This is a genomic window from Mangrovivirga cuniculi (genome assembly GCF_005166025.1).
Taxonomy (GTDB): domain Bacteria; phylum Bacteroidota; class Bacteroidia; order Cytophagales; family Cyclobacteriaceae; genus Mangrovivirga; species Mangrovivirga cuniculi.
Window position 1 is genome coordinate 222,223 of record NZ_CP028923.1, and the last position, 22,438, is coordinate 244,660.

24 protein-coding genes are annotated in these 22,438 nt (G+C 37.1%); 10 read left to right on the forward strand and 14 right to left on the reverse strand.

Annotated elements, in window-relative coordinates; genetic code table 11:
• Positions 1 to 3: 3 nt before the first annotated feature.
• Complete coding sequence (locus DCC35_RS01020; RefSeq protein ID WP_137089030.1) at positions 4 to 723, forward strand: NRDE family protein; 720 nt, start codon at positions 4 to 6, stop codon at positions 721 to 723.
• Between the two features lie 36 nt (positions 724 to 759).
• Positions 760 to 1,788, forward strand: coding sequence for a radical SAM/SPASM domain-containing protein (locus DCC35_RS01025; protein ID WP_137089031.1), 1,029 nt, complete (start codon positions 760 to 762; stop codon positions 1,786 to 1,788).
• On the opposite strand, the gene DCC35_RS01030 is transcribed toward DCC35_RS01025, so the two are convergent.
• From DCC35_RS01030 to DCC35_RS01045, 4 genes are read right to left on the reverse strand one after another with little or no spacing between them, the layout of a single operon-like run.
• Entirely contained in the window at positions 1,785 to 2,993 is a 1,209-nt protein-coding gene (locus tag DCC35_RS01030; protein ID WP_137089032.1) for a lipoprotein N-acyltransferase Lnb domain-containing protein, read from the reverse strand. The genes DCC35_RS01025 and DCC35_RS01030 overlap by 4 nt on opposite strands.
• Positions 2,990 to 3,784, reverse strand: a complete 795-nt coding sequence (locus DCC35_RS01035) for an inositol monophosphatase family protein (RefSeq protein WP_137089033.1) — start codon at positions 3,782 to 3,784, stop codon at positions 2,990 to 2,992. The genes DCC35_RS01030 and DCC35_RS01035 overlap by 4 nt, the downstream gene beginning before the upstream one ends.
• Complete coding sequence (gene rsmI, locus DCC35_RS01040) at positions 3,784 to 4,476, reverse strand: 16S rRNA (cytidine(1402)-2'-O)-methyltransferase (RefSeq protein WP_137089034.1); 693 nt, start codon at positions 4,474 to 4,476, stop codon at positions 3,784 to 3,786. The genes DCC35_RS01035 and rsmI overlap by 1 nt, the downstream gene beginning before the upstream one ends.
• Positions 4,476 to 4,706 carry a 4a-hydroxytetrahydrobiopterin dehydratase gene (locus DCC35_RS01045; RefSeq protein WP_137089035.1) on the reverse strand — a complete coding sequence of 77 codons (231 nt, stop codon included), beginning with the start codon at positions 4,704 to 4,706 and terminating at the stop codon, positions 4,476 to 4,478. The genes rsmI and DCC35_RS01045 overlap by 1 nt, the downstream gene beginning before the upstream one ends.
• 245 nt (positions 4,707 to 4,951) lie before the next feature.
• Between DCC35_RS01045 and DCC35_RS01050 the strand changes: the two genes are divergently transcribed.
• Positions 4,952 to 5,260 (forward strand): hypothetical protein, encoded by a 309-nt coding sequence (locus DCC35_RS01050; RefSeq protein ID WP_137089036.1) that lies wholly within the window; start codon positions 4,952 to 4,954, stop codon positions 5,258 to 5,260.
• Between the two features lie 5 nt (positions 5,261 to 5,265).
• Here DCC35_RS01050 and DCC35_RS01055 read toward each other — a convergent pair whose 3' ends face one another.
• From DCC35_RS01055 to DCC35_RS01095, 9 genes are all read right to left on the reverse strand, one after another.
• Entirely contained in the window at positions 5,266 to 5,538 is a 273-nt protein-coding gene (locus DCC35_RS01055; RefSeq protein ID WP_137089037.1) for a DUF493 family protein, read from the reverse strand.
• An 81-nt stretch (positions 5,539 to 5,619) separates the two neighbouring features.
• Positions 5,620 to 7,752, reverse strand: coding sequence for a peptidylprolyl isomerase (locus DCC35_RS01060; RefSeq protein WP_137089038.1), 2,133 nt, complete (start codon positions 7,750 to 7,752; stop codon positions 5,620 to 5,622).
• Positions 7,753 to 7,849: 97 nt separating this feature from the next.
• Positions 7,850 to 9,133, reverse strand: a complete 1,284-nt coding sequence (locus tag DCC35_RS01065) for a hemolysin family protein (RefSeq protein ID WP_137089039.1) — start codon at positions 9,131 to 9,133, stop codon at positions 7,850 to 7,852.
• 1 nt (position 9,134) lies between these two features.
• A complete protein-coding gene (locus DCC35_RS01070; RefSeq protein ID WP_217495900.1) occupies positions 9,135 to 10,355 on the reverse strand; it encodes an arginine deiminase in 1,221 nt (406 codons plus the stop codon).
• Positions 10,356 to 10,396: 41 nt separating this feature from the next.
• Positions 10,397 to 12,937: a cytochrome c biogenesis protein CcsA gene (gene ccsA, locus DCC35_RS01075; RefSeq protein ID WP_246070118.1), complete on the reverse strand. Its 2,541-nt coding sequence runs from the start codon at positions 12,935 to 12,937 to the stop codon at positions 10,397 to 10,399.
• 5 nt (positions 12,938 to 12,942) lie between these two features.
• Entirely contained in the window at positions 12,943 to 13,359 is a 417-nt protein-coding gene (locus tag DCC35_RS01080; protein ID WP_137089040.1) for a cytochrome c maturation protein CcmE domain-containing protein, read from the reverse strand.
• Between the two features lie 8 nt (positions 13,360 to 13,367).
• A complete protein-coding gene (locus DCC35_RS01085) occupies positions 13,368 to 13,613 on the reverse strand; it encodes a CcmD family protein (RefSeq protein WP_137089041.1) in 246 nt (81 codons plus the stop codon).
• Positions 13,613 to 14,284 carry a cytochrome c biogenesis protein CcsA gene (ccsA, locus tag DCC35_RS01090; RefSeq protein ID WP_137089042.1) on the reverse strand — a complete coding sequence of 224 codons (672 nt, stop codon included), beginning with the start codon at positions 14,282 to 14,284 and terminating at the stop codon, positions 13,613 to 13,615. The genes DCC35_RS01085 and ccsA (DCC35_RS01090) overlap by 1 nt, the downstream gene beginning before the upstream one ends.
• 1 nt (position 14,285) lies before the next feature.
• Positions 14,286 to 14,942, reverse strand: coding sequence for a heme exporter protein CcmB (locus DCC35_RS01095; RefSeq protein WP_246070119.1), 657 nt, complete (start codon positions 14,940 to 14,942; stop codon positions 14,286 to 14,288).
• Positions 14,943 to 15,212: 270 nt separating this feature from the next.
• On the opposite strand from DCC35_RS01095, the gene rfbA reads away from it, so the two are divergent.
• Genes rfbA through DCC35_RS01130 form a run of 7 tightly spaced genes read left to right on the forward strand, consistent with a single transcriptional unit; the run spans position 15,213 to position 21,590 of the window.
• Positions 15,213 to 16,076, forward strand: a complete 864-nt coding sequence (gene rfbA, locus DCC35_RS01100) for a glucose-1-phosphate thymidylyltransferase RfbA (protein ID WP_137089044.1) — start codon at positions 15,213 to 15,215, stop codon at positions 16,074 to 16,076.
• Entirely contained in the window at positions 16,073 to 16,630 is a 558-nt protein-coding gene (gene rfbC, locus DCC35_RS01105) for a dTDP-4-dehydrorhamnose 3,5-epimerase (RefSeq protein WP_137089045.1), read from the forward strand. Before rfbA ends, rfbC begins: the two co-directional genes overlap by 4 nt.
• A gap of 1 nt (position 16,631) precedes the next feature.
• Positions 16,632 to 17,645: a dTDP-glucose 4,6-dehydratase gene (gene rfbB, locus DCC35_RS01110; protein ID WP_137089046.1), complete on the forward strand. Its 1,014-nt coding sequence runs from the start codon at positions 16,632 to 16,634 to the stop codon at positions 17,643 to 17,645.
• Positions 17,645 to 18,895: a nucleotide sugar dehydrogenase gene (locus DCC35_RS01115; RefSeq protein WP_137089047.1), complete on the forward strand. Its 1,251-nt coding sequence runs from the start codon at positions 17,645 to 17,647 to the stop codon at positions 18,893 to 18,895. Before rfbB ends, DCC35_RS01115 begins: the two co-directional genes overlap by 1 nt.
• 4 nt (positions 18,896 to 18,899) lie before the next feature.
• Positions 18,900 to 20,042, forward strand: a complete 1,143-nt coding sequence (locus DCC35_RS01120) for a DegT/DnrJ/EryC1/StrS family aminotransferase (protein ID WP_137089048.1) — start codon at positions 18,900 to 18,902, stop codon at positions 20,040 to 20,042.
• Positions 20,032 to 20,619, forward strand: coding sequence for an acyltransferase (locus tag DCC35_RS01125; RefSeq protein ID WP_137089049.1), 588 nt, complete (start codon positions 20,032 to 20,034; stop codon positions 20,617 to 20,619). Before DCC35_RS01120 ends, DCC35_RS01125 begins: the two co-directional genes overlap by 11 nt.
• Positions 20,620 to 20,627: 8 nt before the next feature.
• Entirely contained in the window at positions 20,628 to 21,590 is a 963-nt protein-coding gene (locus DCC35_RS01130) for a Gfo/Idh/MocA family oxidoreductase (protein WP_137089050.1), read from the forward strand.
• 32 nt (positions 21,591 to 21,622) lie between these two features.
• Here the strand turns inward: DCC35_RS01130 and cysQ are convergent, their stop codons facing one another.
• A complete protein-coding gene (gene cysQ / locus DCC35_RS01135) occupies positions 21,623 to 22,390 on the reverse strand; it encodes a 3'(2'),5'-bisphosphate nucleotidase CysQ (protein WP_137089051.1) in 768 nt (255 codons plus the stop codon).
• Positions 22,391 to 22,438 lie beyond the last annotated feature (48 nt).

Consider the following 22,438-nt stretch of genomic DNA (forward strand, 5'->3'; position numbering starts at 1 on the left):
ATAATGTGTACTGTAAGTTTTGTTAAAGCTGCCAACGGGGTTGAAATTACCAGTAACAGGGATGAAACCACATTAAGGTCAAATGCCATGGCTCCGGCAACTTATATTTATAAAAAGAAAGAATTAATTTTCCCTAAAGATCCTCAGGGAGGTGGCACCTGGATTGGAGGCAATAAGCAAGGAAGAATGGCTTGTCTGCTAAATGGCGCTTTTGACTTTCATCATCACCGTCCACCGTATCGCCACAGTAGAGGGATAGTTCTATTAGATGCCCTGGTTGCTGAAAATAAAGATGAATTTATAAGCAATTATGACCTTCACAATATTGAGCCTTTTACTCTGGTAATATATCAAAATGATACTTTAACAGAATTGAGATGGGATGAAAGAAAAAAGCACATCAAAGAACTTAATCCTGAAGAAACACACTTATGGGCCTCAGCTACCTTATATGGTCCGGAGATAGTGCAAAAAAGAAAAGAATGGTTTCGAAAATGGGAGAAAGGGCATGAAATATCTGCTCCATATAGCATTCGGGATTTTCATTATCATGCAGGGGAGGGAGATCCCGAAAACGATGTTGTCATGAAGCGAGGATCGTATCTACAGACAGTCAGTGTTACTTCAATGAGGCTGGATAGTGAAAAAATCAGTTTAATTCATGATGATCTTGTGGGAGATAATTCCGGTAGCAAAGAATTACTTATCGATATCAGCAAATAATTGTGATGCAATTACTAATTCGATAACTTCACATCTATGGAATTCCTTTCATCATACAAAGACGGCATAAACTTTATTAGTAAGCTCACACCTTCAAAAATACTTAATGGGATGAAGGTGGTAGGCAGCTATTATCGTTCGAGGTGGACAGGAAATGTTAGTCATCAAGGCCTTCCGGTTTCGATGAGTGTTGAACCTACTACATCATGTAATTTGCGGTGTCCTGAATGTCCCAGTGGACTACGATCTTTTACAAGAGATACCGGAGCACTTACGATAGACACATACAAAGCTCTGATTGAGGAATTAAAAGGTCAGTTAACCTACTTACTTTTATATTTTCAAGGTGAACCTTATCTCAATAAAAACTTTTTTGAGATGATAGAAATAGCTTCAAAAAATAAGATTTATACTGCTACTAGTACCAATGCCCACTATTTGACTACCGTAAATGCTGAAAAAACTGTAAAATCCGGAATCGACAGGGTAATCATAAGCATCGACGGAACAACCCAGGAAGTATATCAGCAATACCGTGTGGGAGGCAAGCTTGATAAGGTTATCGAAGGAACAAAAAACCTGGTTAATGCCCGAAAAGCGTTAAAATCGAAAACTCCATTTATTATATTTCAATTCCTCGTTGTACGACCTAATGAACACCAGATAGAGGATATAAAAAAGCTGGCGAAAGAACTACAAGTTGACAAGGTAGCTTTCAAGTCAGCTCAGATATATAACTATAAAAACGGTTCTCCTTTAATTCCTTTAAATGAAAAATATAGTCGGTATAAGAAACAAAATGATAGTTCTTACAAACTAAAATCTGAACCGGACGACAGCTGCTGGAAAATGTGGCACAGTTGTGTTATGACATGGGATGGTAAGATCGTTCCTTGTTGCTTTGACAAAGATGCGCACCATAACATGGGATCAATTAACGATAAATCATTTAAGAATATTTGGCATAGTGAACCATACGATAATTTCAGAACGCAACTTTTTGAATCACGTAATCAAATCGAAATGTGTAAAAACTGTTCAGAAGCCAGTAAGGTTTGGGTTTAAAGTTTTATCTGAAGACCTTCCCTTTTTGTTGTAATCAGATAAATATAAAAAGATCGCAAAATTGAAGTTAAAATCAGTGGAAGAAAAGCCGGATGATACCACTGAGGTAAAATCCCCCAGAATAAAACTAATAAGATCATTAACCATCCATGGACTAAGAAGTATCGCCTTAAGTAAACAGGATAACTCTTTTTTAACAGGAGAATAGCAAATACCAAATGTGTTGGCCATGCCCATAGTAAATTAAAATTATTTTCTGCTGCGCTATGATCAGTAAAAAACCAAAGCAGGGTTAAAAGCAGGCCAACAGCTCCAACAATAAAGTACCAAATAACATCGATAGCTTTTACCCATTTATAATTCTTGTAACCGATAAGGGTAATGATAAATATTATTGCAAATACAGCCCAAAAAGCAGTCATTGGAGTAAAAAGACCCGGCTTTTCATCCATTGCCAGACCTTCATTCCTGGTGTAATGGATGATCAGGCTTTCTTTATTTGCAAGAGATCTTCCAGATACCGTAGAATTAAGAAATGATTTCTCAACATATTCAGGTAAGTAAGTATACTCACGAGGAGTCATTTTTTTATCTATTGGCAAGCCAAGACAAAGATTTATCCCGAAACTTCCCCACGGTTGCCAGCCTAATAATTGATTAGTACTTTCCCTGAAACTTAGATTACTATCAATAAAAGACCAGTCAGTCGACATTTCATCTCCAAGAACCTGGTCAAATACATCATATACTTTAGTAGCACAATTATTATAGTAGTAATCGTAATAATAATTTTGATTCTCCGGGCGGATATTATTTTTAAGATATTGATGAATAGCTTCTGCCTGGTCCATTGTCAGGTTAAGGGGTAATTCTCTTACCGTCCGGTTTTCTTTTATACTGTAGTGATTTACATAGGCAGGAAAGGAAGCGCCTCCAAGCTTATATAAAAGATAACCTCGTGCAAAATTTAAATAGAAGTTTGGCTGGTTAAAATCAAATATTCCATAGTTATACATAAAGTCTATTCCTCTTACAGGGTCATAAACCCTGATACCTGAATGACCAAATGCAGCATATAATTCTCTTTGACCTGGTTCGATGGTTATTAAACTGATCTTAGCCTCATCACTAAGATCCCTGATTTGAGTAAATAATGCCTGAGAAGATAAAAGTAAGGCAAACAGGGAAAAAATTATTTTATTCATTCTTGCCAGTATTTTCTTATAGTTTCAAGGATTTCAGGATGTACTGGATTGGCAGCAACAATCTCCCGGCCAAAAACATAATCACTTCCACCGGAGAAATCAGACACAACACCACCTGCCTCGCAGACGATAAGAGCCCCGGCCGCAACATCCCAAGGCTGTAAGTTATATTCAAAAAACCCTTCAAATCTTCCACAAGCTACATAGGCAAGATCGATAGCTGCACTACCCATCCTTCTAACCCCATGAGAACTTCTCATAAAAGCCTTGAGAATCTCAACGTAATCATCCATTTTACCAAAATCATAATAAGGAAATCCAGTAGCTATAAGAGAATTAGCCAGGTCAGGGACCCTGGATACAGAAATGGGTTCATCGTTGAGAAAAGCACCCTGATCTTTTATAGCATGAAAAAACTCATCTTTTGAGGGTTCATATATAAAACCTGCCAGGATCTCTTCATCTTCCATTAAGGCCACGCTAACACAATGGACGGGAAGCCCGTGAGTGAAGTTCGTTGTTCCATCCAAAGGATCAATTATCCACCTGAAACGCCCTCCTTCTTTATCGATTGTACCTTCTTCTGCTATAAATCCTGCTCCAGGGATAAGCTCAACAAGATTTTCAACAAGCTGCTTTTCAGCTTCCTTATCTACGTAGGAGACCAGGTCATTAAAACCCTTCTTCTCGATATCCTCAATTTTGAAATTTTTTGATTCTTCTAAAATGAAGTTTCCTACATCAGAGATGATGATCTTACATTTTTCGATCAAATTACTATCTACCTGCATTAGTTTTTTCCTTGAATGATCACAACAAATTCCCCTTTGACCTTGGAAGGATTTTCGTTAAAATAATCTATTACCTCTTTGACACTACCGTTAACCGTCTCCTCGAACTTTTTAGTCAACTCACGACTAACTGATACGATTCGGTCCTCACCACATTCTTCAGATAAGGCATTGAGCAGTTTAATAAGCCTGTGCGGAGATTCGTATAGAACAACAGTTCTTTCCTCTCCGGCAATATATTTAATTCTTGTTTGCCTTCCTTTCTTTTGAGGTAAAAACCCTTCAAAGCAAAATTTATCAGATGGTATTCCAGACTTAACAAGTGCCGGAATGAAAGCAGTCGCACCTGGAAGACACTCGATTTTGATATTTTCATTCATGCACTCACGAGCTAAAAGAAAGCCGGGATCTGATATTCCCGGTGTACCTGCATCTGTAATCAGAGCAAATACTTTTCCTTCTTTCATTTGTTCAATAATATTACCCAATGCTCTGTGCTCATTATGTGCATGAAAGCTTTTCATTTGGGTATTGATCTCGTAATGAGAAAGAAGTTTACCGCTGGTTCGGGTATCCTCCGCCAGAATGGTATCCACTTCTTTCAAAATTCTAATTGCTCTTAAAGTTATATCTTCCAGATTGCCAATCGGTGTTGGCACCAGGAATAATTGAGTCGAAGAAATTTCTTCCATTAAACCAATTTATCTATTGCCTCAGCTAAATCCCTGTCTTTGTCGGTAATGACATTACCTTCATCGTGTGTAGTTAATTCAATAGTAACCTTATTGTAAACATTACTCCAGTTTGGATGGTGCTGACGCTTCTCTGCTTCAAGTGCCACACTTGACATAAAGCCGAAAGCTTGCACAAAATCATCAAACTCAAATGTTCTCGTCAGTTTATTATCTTGTTCTTTCCACATATTTTAGTTTATTTATGGTTGATAATTAATTAATTAGCCTATTTTAAATTATTGTTTTATAAATTAGGTAAACTTTTTAACTCTTTAGCGTTATAAAGTTATAAAAAGGAGCATAGAATGTCTCAGCCACTTTCAAATATTGACAAAAACGAATTTAATCATGTCAAACAGGCATATTATAATATTTATGCATTCGTAAAAAATTTTTACGACGACAATAATTCATATAAAGCCTGTATTGATAAATGGGGGAGCAATTACACATTCCTGAAAGTGCCTTGGAAGAAAGAGAAATCAGAGAATTTAAAAAGCCTTCTGACAAACTCTATGCACTCGAAGAAATTTACGACATTGTTTACATGATCTACCTCGATGGAGTGGTAGAAGATGTTGAACTTTCACTTACGATTAAGTTCGCTGAAAAGTTAGGGTTCGAAAAACACGTAGTTGGTGATTTACTAAAAGCAATCGTCACTGCTCCTTATGATGGCATTCCTAAAGAAGAAGTAAGGAACGAACTTACTACATACCTCAAACAGATTATGGAAGAGTAAATTAATTACAAAGAAATAATCCCTTCTATTTCTGAAGCTTTCAAATATACGTTTATAATGTCATCACTTGATGGTGTCATAATATCAGCCGTAATACTAACATAATTTCCCTTTTTTGAAGGTTTCGTGATCACTTCAGTTTTCGGGAATAATGCTTTTACTTCATCTACCTTATCAGAAGGAACGATAAATTTATATTTGTATAATGCAGGCCATTGATAGCTGGCATCAAGTTGATCTTTAAACTTTTTTATATCTAATTCCTTTTTGCTAGTCATATTAGTTCCTCTTTAGTGGCATAAAGTTACAAAAAAAGCCATGAGCGATTGCCCATGGCTTTAATTCAATTTATGTTTTTTTTAGAAAAACTTATATCTCAGATCTTCGATGTCAGCTGTTTCTTCAAGAACAACATTTAAATCACCAGCGATCTCACTTCTTTTTCTTTGTAGTAACTCATTTTTAACAGATGTGTAATCGGCAATTTCAGGAGCTTCAGATTTATTAGTTACTTCCACCACTATTACACCTCTTTCCTCTTCTATAGGCTGACTTCTTTGTCCGGTCTCAAGACCAAAAGCAACACCTACGGCTTTTGGAGAAGCTCCAACGGTTGTTCCAATACTAGAAGAAGTTAATTTAAGATCAGCAGTAGAATATACTTCACCATCTGCCCCAAAAAGATCTGCAAGCTCTTCCAGAGATCCTGTTTTACCCTCAAGCATTGATTTTATCTTTGCAGCTTTCTTCTGATTCTTCACTTTATCTGTTACGATAGGTCTGACATCAGAAACCTTTGCTACTCCCTCTTCTCTTTCACCAGTCATTACAGCAACAACAAATTTAGTTTCGAAATCAAAAACATCAGATACTTTCCCTGTTTCCGCTTCATTGTATAACCAGGTTACCAAACCTCTGCTGTTACTAATTCCTTTAACGTTTCTTGATTGTGCCAGTACATCATTGTCATCAAAAACACTTATTCCTTCTTCGTCTGCTTTAGATTCAAATGACTTAGCATCATTCACTTCAGACTGGAATCTTGCTGCTTCTCTGTATATGTTGTTATAAGTTTGTTTGCTAGGCACTAGTTCCTTAGTCACATTAGCAATTTTATATAATGTTTTTGTTTTAGCTTCATCAACTTTTATGATGTGAAATCCTATTTCTGATTCAACTACTTTAGGAACGATTCCCGTACCACTAAAACTAAATAACTCATCACTAAATTCTTCAAGTCTGATCTGACCTTCTTTTATCCATCCAAGCTGTCCTCCCTGGTTTTTAGATTGCTGGTCATCACTATGAGCAGCAACAAGAGAAGCAAAGTTTTCTCCTTCCAGTGCCTGAGCTAAAACATCATTTGCTTTCTCTCTCAATTCATCATTCTGAACTGAATCAGCTCCTGTTTTCTTTTCAAATAATATATGAGAAGCTTTAACAGAGTATGCAGTATCTTCTGCTACATCCGAAAACTTGTAAATAACCATTGAGTTACCTTTTTGAATTGGCCCTATAATTCCACCGGCTCTCAGACCTGGAATAGTATCCTGCAGTTCCTGTGGTAGTTCATGGTATCTTACAGATGCATATGGAACTCTCGCTTCTGATACAGCAGTTGCAATTAGTGAATCGGGTGTTGATGAAGATTTTAGATCCTCAAAGGCCTGATTCATTGCATCCATTACTACAGCAGAATCCTTTGCTGAAGGAACTACGTCAAATGAAACATACTTTAAAGAACGAGCTCTGTCCACCTGGAACATTTCTTCATTCTCATTTATATAAGCTTGTAACTCATCGTCTGTAGGCTGCTCGATTTCCGAATCAGGAATCGCAACATATGGCACATACAAGTAATTAGCTTCGACTACGCTATTATTGTTTTTATAATAATTTTTAGCTGTTGGAGTAGATACGAATGCAGACCCAACGAAGAAATTATCATACTTAACTCTTTGTCTGGCATCTCTGATTGATTTCTCAATCATTAACCACTGCTGATATTGAGCTGAGTTTATGTCCTGCTCTTTTAATGAGTTTAGGTATTGCTGAACAAAAGCTTTATCGAATTGTCCAGTCTGAGGATTGGTGAAATACTGTCTGATTTCCGGACTAATATTTTGTCCCTGAACAGCATCTTTCAACTCTTCTTCTGTTACTGTAATTCCAAGATCTTCGAATTGTTCATTGAACAATACAGTGTTGATCATGCTTTGCCAAGCAGTATTTCTCAATGAATATCGCTGAGCTTCATTTAAGCCCATTCCGCCATATTGCATTTGTTCTAATTGGTCGACTCGTGCAGAAAATTCATCAACGCTAATATCTTTCCCGTTAACTGTTCCTACAACTCTTTCATTACCCGACCCTAAAATTCCTGTTTGCTGATTGAATAAATCAGTTAAAATAAATGCTAACAGGGCCAGTCCAATTACTACCAACAAAAGGGTAGCCATCCGCTGTCTCAAAGTATTAATAATTCCCGCCATTCGTATGAGTTATTTGGTCTTTTTTAATATATAAGATTTTTCCAAAATCGTGCAAAGCTAACCAAAAGCAGCCTTATAACAAAAAATAAAGTTCTATTTAGCTCTCTCTTTCAGAATTTTTAACTTTTAATTCTACCGTGTCGATTCTGGCTTCCTCAATAGTTTTTATTGTTATTTTAAAAAATTCATTCTCAATCACCTGACCCTCCTCCGGAATATCCTCTGTTATCGAAAGAATATATCCTCCCAGAGTGTCGTAATCACCTTCCTGAATCGGCCAATCATGACGATCAATAAGGTCATCAATTTCATGTCTGGCGCTTAATAAGTAGGTGCGATCATCAATCTTTCTTTCAAGCCAGTCTTCCTCATCGTGCTCATCCTGGATATCTCCGAAGATCTCTTCAATAATATCCTCGATCGTCACGATTCCTGAAGTTCCTCCAAACTCGTCAACCACAAGCGCCATACTTTTATGCTCATTAATAAACTGAATTAATAATTCGTTGGCTTGCATAGTTTCCGGAACGATCATTAATGGATTAAGCATCTGTTCAAGGTCTTTTGGCTTTTTAAAGAGCTCCATTGAATGGCAATATCCTTTCATGTCATCTATAGACTCTTTATAAACCAATATCTTTGAATGTCCACTATCAATAAATGACTGTCTGACTTCCTCAATGTCCACATCATCCATATCGATTGTTATGATCTCAGTTCGAGGCACCATACACTCTCGCACTTTGACTGTTTTAAATTCAAGTGCATTGGTAAGTATTTTAGTATTTACCTCAACCTTCACATCATTGTCATTGGACTCTAATGTTTCTTTAACGTAATATTCCAAATCATTTAATCCAAATGCAGGTCGGTCTTCCGCATAGTTTAATCTGAATAGTTTATTAATCACAAACCTGGATAAAATCTCAATCGGGTAAACAAACAACAATAAAATGTGATATAGCACATTCATTATAGGAGCAAAAAATGACAACAATGCATTTGGATTGACAAGAAATATACTTTTAGGAAGAAACTCTGCTATTGCGAGAACTAAAAGAGTTGAAATACCTGTCTGAATGATCAGGGTAATTACTTCATTATCGACATAACCCGGAAGCCATTCATGAATAACAGGCAATAATATTTTAGCCATGAAAATACCATAAACAACCAAAGCTATGGTATTTCCTGTTAGTGTTGTGGCGATGAATAATGAAGGCCTTTTGGTAATGTTTCTCAAAGCCCGAGCAGTTATCCCAGTTTCATTCTTACCCAGTTCAAGATGCAATTTATTTGCAGAAATAAATGCGATCTCAATTCCGCTGAATAAAGCAGAGAACAATAAGCTGATAATTATAATGATTAATTCTGTACTCATTTTAGAATAATTGCCTTTCAATTGGCATAGTCATGCAACGTGGTCCACCAAGGCCCCGGCTCAGTTCGCTACTGCTTATTTCTAACACTTCAACACCGGCATTCCTCAACGCACGGTTAGTGTGTATGTTTCTATTATACGAAATTACTCTTCTAGGTCCAATTGCAAAAACATTTGCTCCATCAAACCATTGCTCCCTTCTTGCATAGTCAGGATTTCCATCTCCGGTTTCAACTACTTCAAGATGATCTATTTCATTTTGCAATACTTTCAATATTGAATCATTGATTTCTTCCTTATGAAGACTCACATTCCCTTCGGAATCTACATCATCCAATCTGTAAACATTGGTTTGAAGTACGGATTGCATAGCATCCGGGTAAGTCACAACCAGATTTTCATCTATTATGGTAAAGACCGTATCGAGATGCATACAATTTCTAACTTTCGGAAGATGTACTTCATAAACACGCTCAACACCCCCTTTTTGCAACACCTGTCTGGCGATTGCTTGAATTGCTTTAGTATCTGTTCTCTCAGAATGACCGATGGCCAGTGCTTTATCTGACAAAACTATCACATCTCCACCTTCAATACAGGTATTCACTCCTTCACCCGTATCCAGAAAATTCACCCTGCCTTTAAAGAGATCATGATTTTCGAATATGCTTCTAAGTAATTTAGATTCTCTTTGTCTACCAGGGAATTTCATTTTACTACTGATTACACCAGTTTGAATCACTGCGGCAGGATCCCTCATGAAATAAAGGTTTGGGTTTGGCTTGATCAGGTAATCATAGTCGTCGAACTTATTTAGATCTTTATGCTGATATTTTCTTTTTAACTCATTTACTTTTATCCCGTGAAGCAATATGCCTGCACATTCTGAAGTGCTATACCTGGCTATGAATTCCTCGGAGTGTTCTTCGATACCACTGCCATCCAAAGCATCAGTCATTGTTTTTAACAATAAATTATCATCGATAAGTACATCGATCAATAATTCATGCAATCGATACACTTGCGCACCTGCAGCTTGTTTTATTAAGACAGTAAACTCATCATGCTCCTTTTGCATTTGTTGTAAAAAGGGAACATCATCAAAAAGTAGTTCGGATTTATTGTATGGAGTAAGCCGGTCAATTTCTTTTCCCGGCCTGTGCATAATTACAGATTTTAACGTTCCAAACTCGGAATGTAGCGCAACTCTATCTTCAGGCATATATTATCGATTTTGCGCTAATTTAACGAAATGAGATTCAATTAGGCAGCCTTTTTTGCAGATTCTTTAAATCGTCTGTAAGTACTGATCCCAAATCCAACAGCAAGAATAATTGTTCCAAGCCATAATAAATTGATCCATGGCTTTTCAATCGATTTAATAACAACAAAGTCTTTCTGAGTAGTATATGGAATAAATTTAAATTTCTCTGTTTGCGGATCAACACCAAGGAACTGAACTTTTATTCCAAGCTCAATTAATTCATCCTCTAAAGAGGCTCCCATATCATTCCGGATCACTATCAATGGTTCAACATAATGAGTCATTGATTGGCTCGTGATCTCAAATTCGGCTTTAAGTGCCAGATCATTTTTATCAAGGCCTCTAAATTCAAGCTCCTCCGCATCAAGCTTCACTACTTCTTTTAATGTTGTAACATAATCATTGATAAAGAATTCTTCTCCTACAGAGATAACCATGGTATCACCGGCTACCCATTTTAATTCATCATCACTCGGAGGAATTACAGTAGCATAGGTGTAAAAATCCCTGGTAAAGGTATGAAGAAGGTCTGGTGATACAACTTTACCCATATCCGGATTATCCTGAACTCTCGGATACATATCAATAATTTCATCACCTCTGACATGCCTGATTTTATAATAAGTGTTTTCAGGATTCAATGAGAATGTATCTGCTTTGCTGGCAATTAACTCATTCTCATCGTTAAATATATCTCTGGATGCAACTACCTTATACGGATCATCGGTTGGAAGGACATCTGAAATTCTAACATATTCACCATTCTCATCCAGCTTGACATGCCTGCCCAGATAATTCAGGTCGTACTCTGCCATCTTTGAAGTCTCATCGAACCATAATACAAGATTTTCCCTGTTTTCCTGTGTGGTCATATTTTTATTTATAACCAGACCGGAGGTGTTTTCTGAAACCACATTTGAAAATCCTGTTGAATATAAAATTCCTACAACCATGAAAGCTACTCCGATGTGAGTTACTGCACCTCCACTCAAAACTGGTTTTTTACGCAGTAATTCGATCAATACATGTCCATTCGCTAACAAAGAAAAAACTCCTGCAATGAGCATAATGATCAATCGGAAATCACTGTAGGTAAAGCCTATTTGTAAAATGATTAATACAATTACCATCGTCAATATGATCGATGGCACAAAAGAAGCGAGGGCTTTACCCTTTTTGATATTTTTCCACCAGAAATATTGAGCTATTCCGGATGTAATTGTCAGTAGTATTGCAAACCAAATCTGGTACTTGGAATATTCAGCCGGATCAGATGGAGCTGCAGCTGTTGATATACCACCAAAAAACTCTACAATCTTATTATAAACAGGGATTGAAGTAGGTAATAATACCTGAATACCCATTAAAATCAATATTAAGGCACCGATAAATACCCAAAATTCACCTGAATATGTTTCGATATCTTTTTGTGAACTTGGTATTTTTCCTCCGTGATAAATAAGAAGGACCACACCTCCAATAAAGAAAAACAAAAGGTATATCAGCAACTGTCCGCTTAAACCAAGATCTGTAAAACTATGTACCGAAGACTCACCTAAAACACCTGACCTGGTAAGAAAAGTACTGTATAGAATCAGGGTGTACATAGAAAGCACCATGATCATCGAGGCCATTAATCCGGACTTGCTTCTTCTGAAAACAATCATAACGTGATATGAAGCAACCAGGAAAAGCCATGGTATGTAAACTGCATTTTCTACGGGATCCCAATTCCAATAACCCCCAAAGTTAAGAGTCTCATAAGCCCAATAGGCTCCCATTAGAATTCCAACGCCTAAGACACCTGCTGCCAGTAAGGTCCATGGAAGAGCAGGTTTTACCCACTCCCTATATTTACGGGTCCATAATCCCGAAATCATAAAACTAAACGGAACAAGGGTTAAAGCAAACCCGAAAAATAAAGTTGGCGGATGAATTACCATCCAGATATTTTGGAGCAAAGGGTTAAGTCCACGACCGTCTTCCGGCACAAAATCAGGATTTGAAATAAATGTCGGATCATCCAGTACGTCTCTTAATAGCATAAAAGGACTACTTCCCAATTTAAGTTCAATCCCTGGAAGAACAACACCCAAAACCATTGAGGTCAGGAAAGCCTGAACAATTGAGAAAACAGTCATTACCGGAGCTTCCCATTCCCCTCCTTTCCCCATGATAAAGACAGCTGTTACCACATGCCAGAATATCCATAAAAGGAAACTACCTTCCTGGCCTTCCCAAAATGAAGAGATCATATAATGAACCGGAAGATGTCTGCTGGAATGACTCCATGCATAGTGATATTCGAAGTAGTTATTATAAATTATTGAAAATAGGGTAGCCACTATTCCTAAAACTGCCAGACCATGAATAGCAAATAAAATTCTAGCATATTTTAATGCGCCAGATGCTTCAATAGTATTTGATTTCTTGTAGGCATTATAATATGCCCATGAAGAAGCCAATGCAGTAACAAAAGATACAATAACGAAAAGGTGACCTGTGTCACCTATCCAGTTATGAACCAGGGAAAGGATCATGCTGTTTATAATTGAGCGTTAGGATTAAGATTTTCTTCCTGATATTTCGACGGGCATTTCATCAGGATCTGGTCAGCAACAAAAACATTCTGACGGAAACTTCCCACAACTACCACTTTCTCGGATTTCATGAAATCCTGAGGCATTGGCTCGTTGTAAAAAACTTGTTTTTCTTCCTTATTGTCGTCTACTAAAGTAAATGAGAAGCTTAGCTTATCAGGTGATGGGTGAATTCCGATTACTTCTCCGGAAGCATCTTTTTTTAATTCACCAACAACATGATATTGCTTATCACTACCGTTATCAGCAAGTTCTTTGGCTTCATTGAAGGTAACATATGAACCTGCATCGAAAGAAGTAGCAAAAATAAATGCAACTACTGCTGCTACTATGACCAAAATAAAAATATATTGCTTTTTCATAATTAATATTATTTCAATTCTTCACTTTCCAACTTCTTGATTTTTCTTTCTACACGGAATAAATATGCAAATAAACCGACCAGTATTATAAGCAATACTGCCACTACCACATATATCTTTCCATCTGCTCTCAGGGCATCAGCCATGGCAACATCACTATTTACAGGAACTTCTTCTCCATTCCCTGACTGCGCCAGAGTATTAAAAGAGATCCTGGTTATTATGTTCATTAAAATTGAAAAAAGCTTATGCATTATTCTTCTTCAAGTTTGTGTTCAATTTTACGGATTCTGAAATGCAACGTTGCAATCCAGTAACCAAGAAGTGTCCACCCGATAACAGCAGGGTAAAACACCATTCGCAATCTGCTATCAAGGTCGTAAGCGTTAAACCCAGGATTTCCCGCATTGCCGGGGTGTAGTGAGTTTTCTGCCAGCCTCGGAAGGATAAACAAAAGGGATATCATTAAAGGATAAGCGAAAATATTGTAAACCGCACTAACCCTTGCTCTTTTTTGTTCATCGTTGAGACTCGATCTTAACAATAAATATGCGAAATATATTAATAAGGTAACAAATACAGCGGTGATCTTAGGATCTGCAAGCCATCCGGCCATTTTACCCCAGGTATAAGTAGCCCAAACAGCGCCAGTCACTAATCCGAGAACTCCATACCAGATTCCCACTTTAGCCAAAACGTCAGCTCCTATATCTTTGTTCAAATCATTTGAACTTAAATATCTGATAGACTGGATTACTGATCCTGTCAGAATTATAACCATGCCAAACCACATCGGAACATGGAAAAATAAATTTCTTATCGACTCATTTAAAATATTGAGCCTTGGTGCTTCGATCAAAAAACCGGCTACTACGGTGTAGATCAAAAGAACAATAGTAAGATATTTCCACCAGTTTTTCTTCATATTAACTCCTCCATAAATATGGAAACAATACCAGGCCGACAACCACTATTATAATATCGAGTGCAAAAATGCTTAATAAAGGTTTCCATACCAATAGAATCTCAAAATTGTCAATTGCCGCTTTTGAAATTTTAATAGACAACAATAACAAAGGTACCATGATGGGCAACGACAATACAGCCATTAAGGTTGCTGTATTTTCAGCATTTGATGCGATTCCTGATACCATTGTAAGAATTGCAGCAAATCCGACGGAAGTTAACACCAGATTTATCAAAAAAAGAGGTGTGTTAGCCACCGGATTACCCATGACAAATGAATAAAATACAAACGATATTAATCCGAAAACTGTAAGTAGTAAAATGTTATATGCAGACTTAGCGGCAAAAAGCAACTGAGGATCAACCAACGAATACATATATAACTGCTGTCTCTTTTCATCACCCGAAAAGCTTTTAGCAATCGCATTAATTGCTATAAATGAAAAGATGATCCAGAATATAGAATTCCAGGTTAAGGGATGAATAAGACCTCTTTGAACTCCAAGGGATAAGTAGGTGATAAAAATAGTGGTAGCCAGGTACAAAAGGATACCGTTGATGGCATATTTTTGTCTCCATTCGATTAAAAATTCCTTGCTTACCAGTTTCCTGAACACGATCTTAAAAATTCTGCCTTTACTGACAGGTGAAAATCACTTTTTTATATCTCAGAACAAAATTATACGTCTAACCATTTTTGTAGACATTCTTTTATAACTTTATCCCCTTAATTTGCTGATATTGAATATCGATGCAAAATTAGGTCATATTGAATTATTAATGAAATTTTTTTGTCAGTCATCCTATAATTGATAATTATTAATAGTATTCAAAAAATTTCATAGATTAGCATTTTGAACTATACCACGTAAAAATTTAACAATTCTATGAAAGGAATTATTCTTGCCGGTGGATCCGGCACCAGGCTTCACCCTCTCACTATCGCAGTAAGTAAGCAGCTCATGCCTATTTACGACAAACCAATGATCTATTATCCATTGTCGATATTAATGCAAGCTGGTATTAAAGAGATCCTAATCATCACAACACCTCATGATAAACCTTTATTTCAAAAACTTTTGGGCGATGGTACTGCTTTAGGATGTAAATTTGAATATGCTATTCAGGAAGAGCCTAACGGACTTGCTCAGGCCTTTGTAATTGGTGAAGACTTCATCGGCGATGACAAAGTTGCCCTGATACTGGGAGATAATATTTTTTATGGTTCCGGATTAAAAGAATTACTCCAGGCAAATAGTGATCCTGATGGAGGCGTGGTTTACGCTTACCATGTATTAGATCCCGAAAGATATGGTGTGGTAGAGTTTAATGATAACCAGAAGGCTATTTCGATTGAAGAAAAACCGGCTAAACCGAAATCTAATTTTGCGGTACCGGGTCTTTATTTCTATGATAATGATGTAATTGAAATAGCAAAAGGCTTAAAACCCAGTGCAAGGGGTGAATACGAAATCACAGATATTAATAAAGAATATTTACGAAGAGGAGATCTTCATGTTGGAATATTAGACAGAGGTACAGCCTGGTTAGATACAGGTACTTTCCCTTCTCTAATGGAAGCTTCACAGTTTGTTGAGGTTATCGAAAACAGGCAGGGATTAAAAATTGGCTGTATTGAAGAGATCGCTTATCAAATGGGCTTTATTGATGATCAACAGCTAAGAGATCTTGCAGAACCTTTGGTTAAAAGTGGATACGGAAAATATTTATTAAATCTGATAGAGGAATGAAGGTAACGAAGGGCAAGCTTAATGGAGTGTTTATCCTTGAACCAACTATTCACGGTGATGACAGAGGGTATTTTCTTGAATCTTACAATAAAAAGACTTTCAATTCATTAACCGGACTTGATGTAGATTTTGTTCAGGACAATCAATCTCGTTCAAGAAAAGGAGCTCTGAGAGGATTACATTTTCAAAAAGGAGAGCATGCACAAGCAAAACTGGTGCGGGTATTGAGTGGAAGAGTACTGGATGTTTTTGTTGACATCAGACCTGAATCGGAAACTTTTGGTCAATGGGAAGCTCATGAATTATCATCTGAAAATCAAAAGCAAATTTTCGTTCCCAGGGGGTTTGCACATGGGTTCGCAACGCTGAGTGATTCAGTAGATTTTTTCTATAAATGCGATAACTATTATAATAAAGAATCTGAAGGCGGCATTTTTTATGCAGATAAAGATCTTGATATAGATTGGCAGCTAGACGATATTTCACCAATAATTTCAGAAAAAGACTTAGCTTTACCAACGTTTAAGTCTTTTAAAGAAGAAATAACTAACTAAAATGAAGACAGTACTTATTACAGGCGGCGCCGGATTTATAGGCGCTAATTTTGTGCCTTATTTTCTGGATAAATATAAAGACTACAAAGTCATTAATTTAGATAAACTAACCTATGCTGGAGACCTCGCTAATTTAAAGGAAGTCGAAGGTCATTCCAATTATCACTTTGTAGAAGGAGATATTTGTGACTACAATATCGTAAACCAGCTTTTTAAGACAAATAATATCACTGATGTTATACATTTTGCAGCTGAATCTCACGTAGATAACAGTATTTCCGGGCCAGAGGCCTTTGTCAAAACTAACGTTAATGGCACTTTTACCTTACTAGATGCCGCACGCAGGTACTGGATGGATGGACCATTTGAAGTAAAAGAAGGAATGGAAAACAATCGCTTCCATCATATAAGTACAGATGAAGTATACGGTACACTTGGAAAAGAAGGACTTTTCACTGAAGAAACTCCGTACGCTCCAAATAGCCCGTACAGTGCTTCTAAAGCAAGTAGTGATTTCTTTGTAAGAAGTTATTTCCATACTTATGGACTAAATGTAGTTACAACGAATTGCTCCAATAATTACGGCCCTAAGCAGCATGATGAAAAATTGATTCCTACTATTATTAAAAAAGCGATTAACGAAGATAGCATTCCTATCTACGGGGATGGAAAAAATGTTCGTGACTGGTTATACGTTTTAGACCACTGCAAAGGAATAGACCTTGTATTCCATAATGGAAAATCAGGAGAAACATATAATATTGGAGGAAGAAACGAAAGAGAAAACATTTACATTGCCACTACCATTTGTGAAATTCTCGATAATAAGAGACCTTTGCCAGATGGAAAAAGCCACAAAGATCTGATCACTTATGTTAAAGACAGGCCGGGCCATGACCGAAGATATGCTATAGACGCATCAAAACTGGAAAACGATTTGGGCTGGGAAGCTGATGAGAATTTTGAAAGTGGTATTGAAAAAACAATTGAGTGGTATCTGGAAAAATATAATTAATGGATAAGATAGGAATTATTGGTTTAGGCTATGTCGGGCTACCGTTGGCAGTAGAGTTTGGCAAAAAAGTAAATACTCTTGGATTTGACATTAATCATAAGCGAATCGAAGAATTGCAAAAAGGAAAAGACAGAACGTTAGAAGTTGATCCTGATGAATTAAAAGAAGCTGAACATTTGGTTTATTCAAGCAATCTTGAAGACCTGGCTAGCTGCAATATATATATCGTAACGGTTCCAACACCGATAGACAACTACAAAAAACCCGACTTGAGACCACTAATCGGAGCAAGTACAACAATTGGGAAAGTGTTAAAGAAAGGAGATATTGTCATTTATGAATCGACCGTATATCCTGGATGTACTGAAGAAGATTGTGTTCCGGTACTTGAAAAAATCAGCGGGCTAAAATACAATGAAGACTTTTTCTGTGGTTACTCACCTGAAAGAATTAACCCGGGAGATAAGCAACACAGACTTCCGACTATTAAAAAAGTAACCAGTGGGTCAACTCCTGAAATAGCTGAAAAAGTAGATAATCTTTATAAATCGATTATTACGGCGGGAACTCATAAAGCATCTTCAATTAAAGTTGCTGAAGCAGCTAAGGTGATTGAGAATGCTCAAAGAGATATAAACATTGCCTTCGTAAACGAGCTAGCAGTAGTATTTGATAAAATGGATATTGACACCACAGAAGTACTTGAAGCTGCAGGAACCAAGTGGAATTTTCTTCCATTTCGACCAGGCTTAGTTGGAGGTCATTGTATAGGGGTCGATCCATATTACCTGACACACAAAGCAGAAAGCCTGGGTCATCATCCTGAAGTAATCCTTTCCGGTAGAAGAATAAATGACCAGATGGGATTGTTCATTGCGAGTAAGGTTATTAAGCTGATGACTCAAATGGATAATCCGATTAAAAATGCTGACATCCTTGTTATGGGTATTACTTTCAAAGAAAACTGCCCTGACATACGAAACAGTAAGGTCATTGATGTAATCAGGGAACTTCAGAGCTTTGGTGCAAATGTGGAAGTATATGATCCACTTGCCGATCCGGAAGAGGTTCAAGAAGAATATGGTTTAACTTTGATAGAAAAACCATCTAAAAAATATAATGCCATTGTGATGGCGGTAGCCCATAATGAATTTGAATCACTCGACTGGTCAGAAATTAAAAATGGCAATACCGCTGTTTATGATGTAAAAGCTAAACTTGATAAGTCAACAATAACAGCCAGACTTTAATTATATGGGTAAGATTCAAATGGTCGATCTTAAGAGTCAGTATCTGAGATTAAAACCTGAGATAGATAATGCAATAGAAGATGTAATTATGTCTTCTGCATTTATTAATGGTCAGCCAGTAAAGAATTTTGCAAGCAATCTAGAAGAATACCTGGAATGTAAGCACGTAATCCCTTGTGGAAATGGAACAGATGCCCTTCAGATAGCCATGATGGCACTGGGTTTCATTCCCGGTGATGAGGTTTTAGTCCCGTCGTTTACATATGTGGCAACTGTTGAGGTTATCGCTCTTTTAGGGTTAAAGCCCGTCTTTGTTGATGTAGATCCGGATACCTTTAATATTGATACCGAGGATCTGAAGAAAAAGATTACTCCTAATTCAGCAGGAATTGTTCCCGTTCACCTTTACGGTCAATGCGCGAACATGGAGTCAATAATACAGATTGCCGGGGATAACGATCTGAAAGTAATTGAAGATACTGCCCAGGCCTTAGGAGCTAATTATACTTTTTCCAATGGAAAAGTTCAAAAAGCAGGGACGATAGGAGATATTGGCACAACATCATTTTTTCCCTCTAAAAATCTGGGATGCTTCGGTGATGGAGGAGCTATAATGACCAATGATAGTGATCTCGCAGATCTTCTAAAAATGATCGCTAATCATGGTCAGAAAGTGAAATACCATCACGATACTATTGGTGTAAACTCAAGATTGGATAGTATCCAGGCTGCGGTCCTCAATGTAAAGCTCAAAGAATTAGATGATTTTGCCGGTAGAAGAAGGCAGGTTGCTGATAAGTACGACGCTGCATTTAAAGACAATGATCTGATTAAGACCCCAAGTCGTTCGGAGCAATCAACCCATGTTTTTCATCAATACACCCTGATTCTTGATAAGTCGATCGATAGAGATAAGTTTAAAGAAGACCTTGCTGAAAAGGGAGTTCCAAGTATGATTTATTATCCTCTTCCGGTACACCTTCAAAAGGCTTATAATAATTATGGTTTCAAAGAAGGGGATTTTCCGGTTTCTGAAGAATTAAGTAATAGAGTAATTTCACTTCCGATTCATACAGAAATGAGAGAGGAAGATCAGTCAATCATTATTGACGCTGTTTTAAATACTATAAAAGATCATGTCCGATAAAAACAACGATTATTTTGCTCATCAAACAGCAGTTATTGACGACAACTGTGAAATTGGATCTGGCACCAAGATCTGGCATTTTTCCCATATTATGAGTAATTCAAAAATAGGAGAAAAATGCAATATTGGTCAAAATGTTGTTGTGTCTCCGGAAGTAATCCTTGGTAACAATGTGAAAGTTCAGAACAACGTTTCAATCTATACAGGTGTAACTTGTGAAGATGATGTATTTCTGGGACCTTCTATGGTTTTTACTAATGTTACAAACCCACGTAGTGCTGTCAATAGAAGAGGTCAGTATGCAAAAACCCATGTTGGGAAAGGGGCTACGATCGGAGCCAATGCCACAGTAGTTTGTGGTCACGACATTGGCGAATATGCTTTTATCGGAGCAGGAGCTGTAGTAACAAAAACTATTGCCCCATATGCATTAGTAGTGGGTAATCCTGCAAAACAAATGGGCTGGATGAGCGAATACGGACATAAACTTGATTTCAATGATGATGGAATTGCAATTTGTCCTGAAAGCAAAGAAAAATATGAATTAAAAGATGGCCGGGTGATCAAACTTGGCTAAAATTGAATATGAAGGATTTCGCATTAATAGGAGCCGGAGGATATATCGCTCCCCGGCATATGAAAGCCATAAAAGACACTAACAACAATCTTGTTGCTGCCCTGGATCAATTTGACAGTGTGGGAATTATAGATAGTTTCTTTCCAAATGCAGACTTTTTTGTTGAATTCGAACGATTTGACAGACATATCGATAAGCTAAGAAGATCGGGAAAGCAAGTAGATTATGTGAGCATTTGTTCTCCAAATTATCTTCATGACAGTCATATAAGGTTCGGATTGAGGCACAATGCAGATGTTATTTGCGAAAAACCTATCGTTCTCAACCCATGGAATATTGATGCTCTGCAGGAAATTGAAAAGGAGACTGGCAAAAATGTTTATAATGTACTACAGCTTCGATTACATCCGTCTATTATTGCCTTAAAAGAAAAAATCGAAAACGGTCCAAAAGATAAAATATACGATATTGACCTGACCTACCTTACCAGCCGCGGTAATTGGTATTATACTAGTTGGAAAGGGAATATTGAAAAATCGGGTGGTATAGCCACAAATATCGGAGTCCATTTTTACGATATGCTCACCTGGATATTTGGCAAGCCTCAGAAAAACACAGTAAATATTCATACTCACGATCGTGCTTCCGGATATCTGGAACTTGAAAAAGCTCGTGTGAAGTGGTTTTTAAGCATCAACTATGATGTTATCCCGGATAAAATTAAAGCTGAAGGAAAAAGAACTTACCGATCGATTACAGTTGATGGCCAGGAAATAGAATTCAGTACCGGCTTTACCGATCTTCATACAGAAACTTACAAAGATATTTTAAGCGGTAACGGATTTGGGCTTGAAGAAACAAGGACTGCTATTGAAATCGTACACGATATAAGACATGCACAACCAGTTGGCCTGAAGGGGGAATACCATCCAATGGCCAAGTTGCCACTGGCCGAGCATCCATTTAAATAAAAAATGCCTCAGAGATTTTCTGAGGCATTTTTTTATTCTTCAAATCCCAAAACCAGGAAAGAGGGATTAAGCAAATCCTCCCGGTTATAATGAAATCTCTTTTTATTATCAAACCTAACTACTTTTCCGCCAGCAGCTTCAACCACGGCCTGTCCTGCGCCCGTATCCCATTCCATTGTGGGGCCATGACGATAATACAGATCAGCTTTTCCTTCTGCTACCATGCAAAATTTCAACGAACTACCTATTGAAATACTATTTGTACAATCATAGGCATTTAATACATCTTCTTCTTCCTCACTGGCATGTGAAGCACTTCTTACAGCAGTTCTGTCACTGGGTTTATTATTGACAACCAAACTGGAGATTTCTCCATTTTCAATTTTATACGCTCCTTCGCTATCACCATAATAAACTATGTCCGTAACAGGGGTATACACAATGCCAAGCTCCGGATAATTATCTCTGATCAAAGCTATATTTACAGTAAATTGTCCGTTTCTCTTAATAAACTCCTTTGTTCCGTCAAGAGGATCTACAAGCCAAAATTCTTTCCAGTCTTTTCTTTCATCGAAAGGAATGCTTCGACCTTCTTCAGATAAAATAGGAATATCCGGATAATATTCTTTTAGCATTTTAGTTATTACCTCATTAGCTGATTTGTCTGCCTGAGTAAGCGGTGAATCGTCAGCTTTAAAATCTACCACATTAGAAAAATCATCAAGCCGGTATACCTCCATAATGGCTTCTCCGGCAGATTTTACGATGTCTGTAAGTTGCTCTTTTACTTTATTTTGCATGATTTTTTTTAATTCAACCCTAAATCTATAAAATTAGTAGAGATTTTA

Bases quoted from the DNA above. Each gene is read 5' to 3' on its own strand.
- DCC35_RS01020 (WP_137089030.1), top strand. From the start codon at position 4: ATGTGTACTGTAAGTTTTGTTAAAGCTGCCAACGGGGTTGAAATTACC.
- DCC35_RS01025 (WP_137089031.1), top strand. From the start codon at position 760: ATGGAATTCCTTTCATCATACAAAGACGGCATAAACTTTATTAGTAAG.
- DCC35_RS01030 (WP_137089032.1), bottom strand. From the start codon at position 2,993: ATGAATAAAATAATTTTTTCCCTGTTTGCCTTACTTTTATCTTCTCAG.
- DCC35_RS01035 (WP_137089033.1), bottom strand. From the start codon at position 3,784: ATGCAGGTAGATAGTAATTTGATCGAAAAATGTAAGATCATCATCTCT.
- rsmI (WP_137089034.1), bottom strand. From the start codon at position 4,476: ATGGAAGAAATTTCTTCGACTCAATTATTCCTGGTGCCAACACCGATT.
- DCC35_RS01045 (WP_137089035.1), bottom strand. From the start codon at position 4,706: ATGTGGAAAGAACAAGATAATAAACTGACGAGAACATTTGAGTTTGAT.
- DCC35_RS01050 (WP_137089036.1), top strand. From the start codon at position 4,952: ATGGGGGAGCAATTACACATTCCTGAAAGTGCCTTGGAAGAAAGAGAA.
- DCC35_RS01055 (WP_137089037.1), bottom strand. From the start codon at position 5,538: ATGACTAGCAAAAAGGAATTAGATATAAAAAAGTTTAAAGATCAACTT.
- DCC35_RS01060 (WP_137089038.1), bottom strand. From the start codon at position 7,752: ATGGCGGGAATTATTAATACTTTGAGACAGCGGATGGCTACCCTTTTG.
- DCC35_RS01065 (WP_137089039.1), bottom strand. From the start codon at position 9,133: ATGAGTACAGAATTAATCATTATAATTATCAGCTTATTGTTCTCTGCT.
- DCC35_RS01070 (WP_217495900.1), bottom strand. From the start codon at position 10,355: ATGCCTGAAGATAGAGTTGCGCTACATTCCGAGTTTGGAACGTTAAAA.
- ccsA (WP_246070118.1), bottom strand. From the start codon at position 12,937: ATGATCCTTTCCCTGGTTCATAACTGGATAGGTGACACAGGTCACCTT.
- DCC35_RS01080 (WP_137089040.1), bottom strand. From the start codon at position 13,359: ATGAAAAAGCAATATATTTTTATTTTGGTCATAGTAGCAGCAGTAGTT.
- DCC35_RS01085 (WP_137089041.1), bottom strand. From the start codon at position 13,613: ATGCATAAGCTTTTTTCAATTTTAATGAACATAATAACCAGGATCTCT.
- ccsA (WP_137089042.1), bottom strand. From the start codon at position 14,284: ATGAAGAAAAACTGGTGGAAATATCTTACTATTGTTCTTTTGATCTAC.
- rfbA (WP_137089044.1), top strand. From the start codon at position 15,213: ATGAAAGGAATTATTCTTGCCGGTGGATCCGGCACCAGGCTTCACCCT.
- rfbC (WP_137089045.1), top strand. From the start codon at position 16,073: ATGAAGGTAACGAAGGGCAAGCTTAATGGAGTGTTTATCCTTGAACCA.
- rfbB (WP_137089046.1), top strand. From the start codon at position 16,632: ATGAAGACAGTACTTATTACAGGCGGCGCCGGATTTATAGGCGCTAAT.
- DCC35_RS01115 (WP_137089047.1), top strand. From the start codon at position 17,645: ATGGATAAGATAGGAATTATTGGTTTAGGCTATGTCGGGCTACCGTTG.
- DCC35_RS01120 (WP_137089048.1), top strand. From the start codon at position 18,900: ATGGGTAAGATTCAAATGGTCGATCTTAAGAGTCAGTATCTGAGATTA.
- DCC35_RS01125 (WP_137089049.1), top strand. From the start codon at position 20,032: ATGTCCGATAAAAACAACGATTATTTTGCTCATCAAACAGCAGTTATT.
- DCC35_RS01130 (WP_137089050.1), top strand. From the start codon at position 20,628: ATGAAGGATTTCGCATTAATAGGAGCCGGAGGATATATCGCTCCCCGG.
- cysQ (WP_137089051.1), bottom strand. From the start codon at position 22,390: ATGCAAAATAAAGTAAAAGAGCAACTTACAGACATCGTAAAATCTGCC.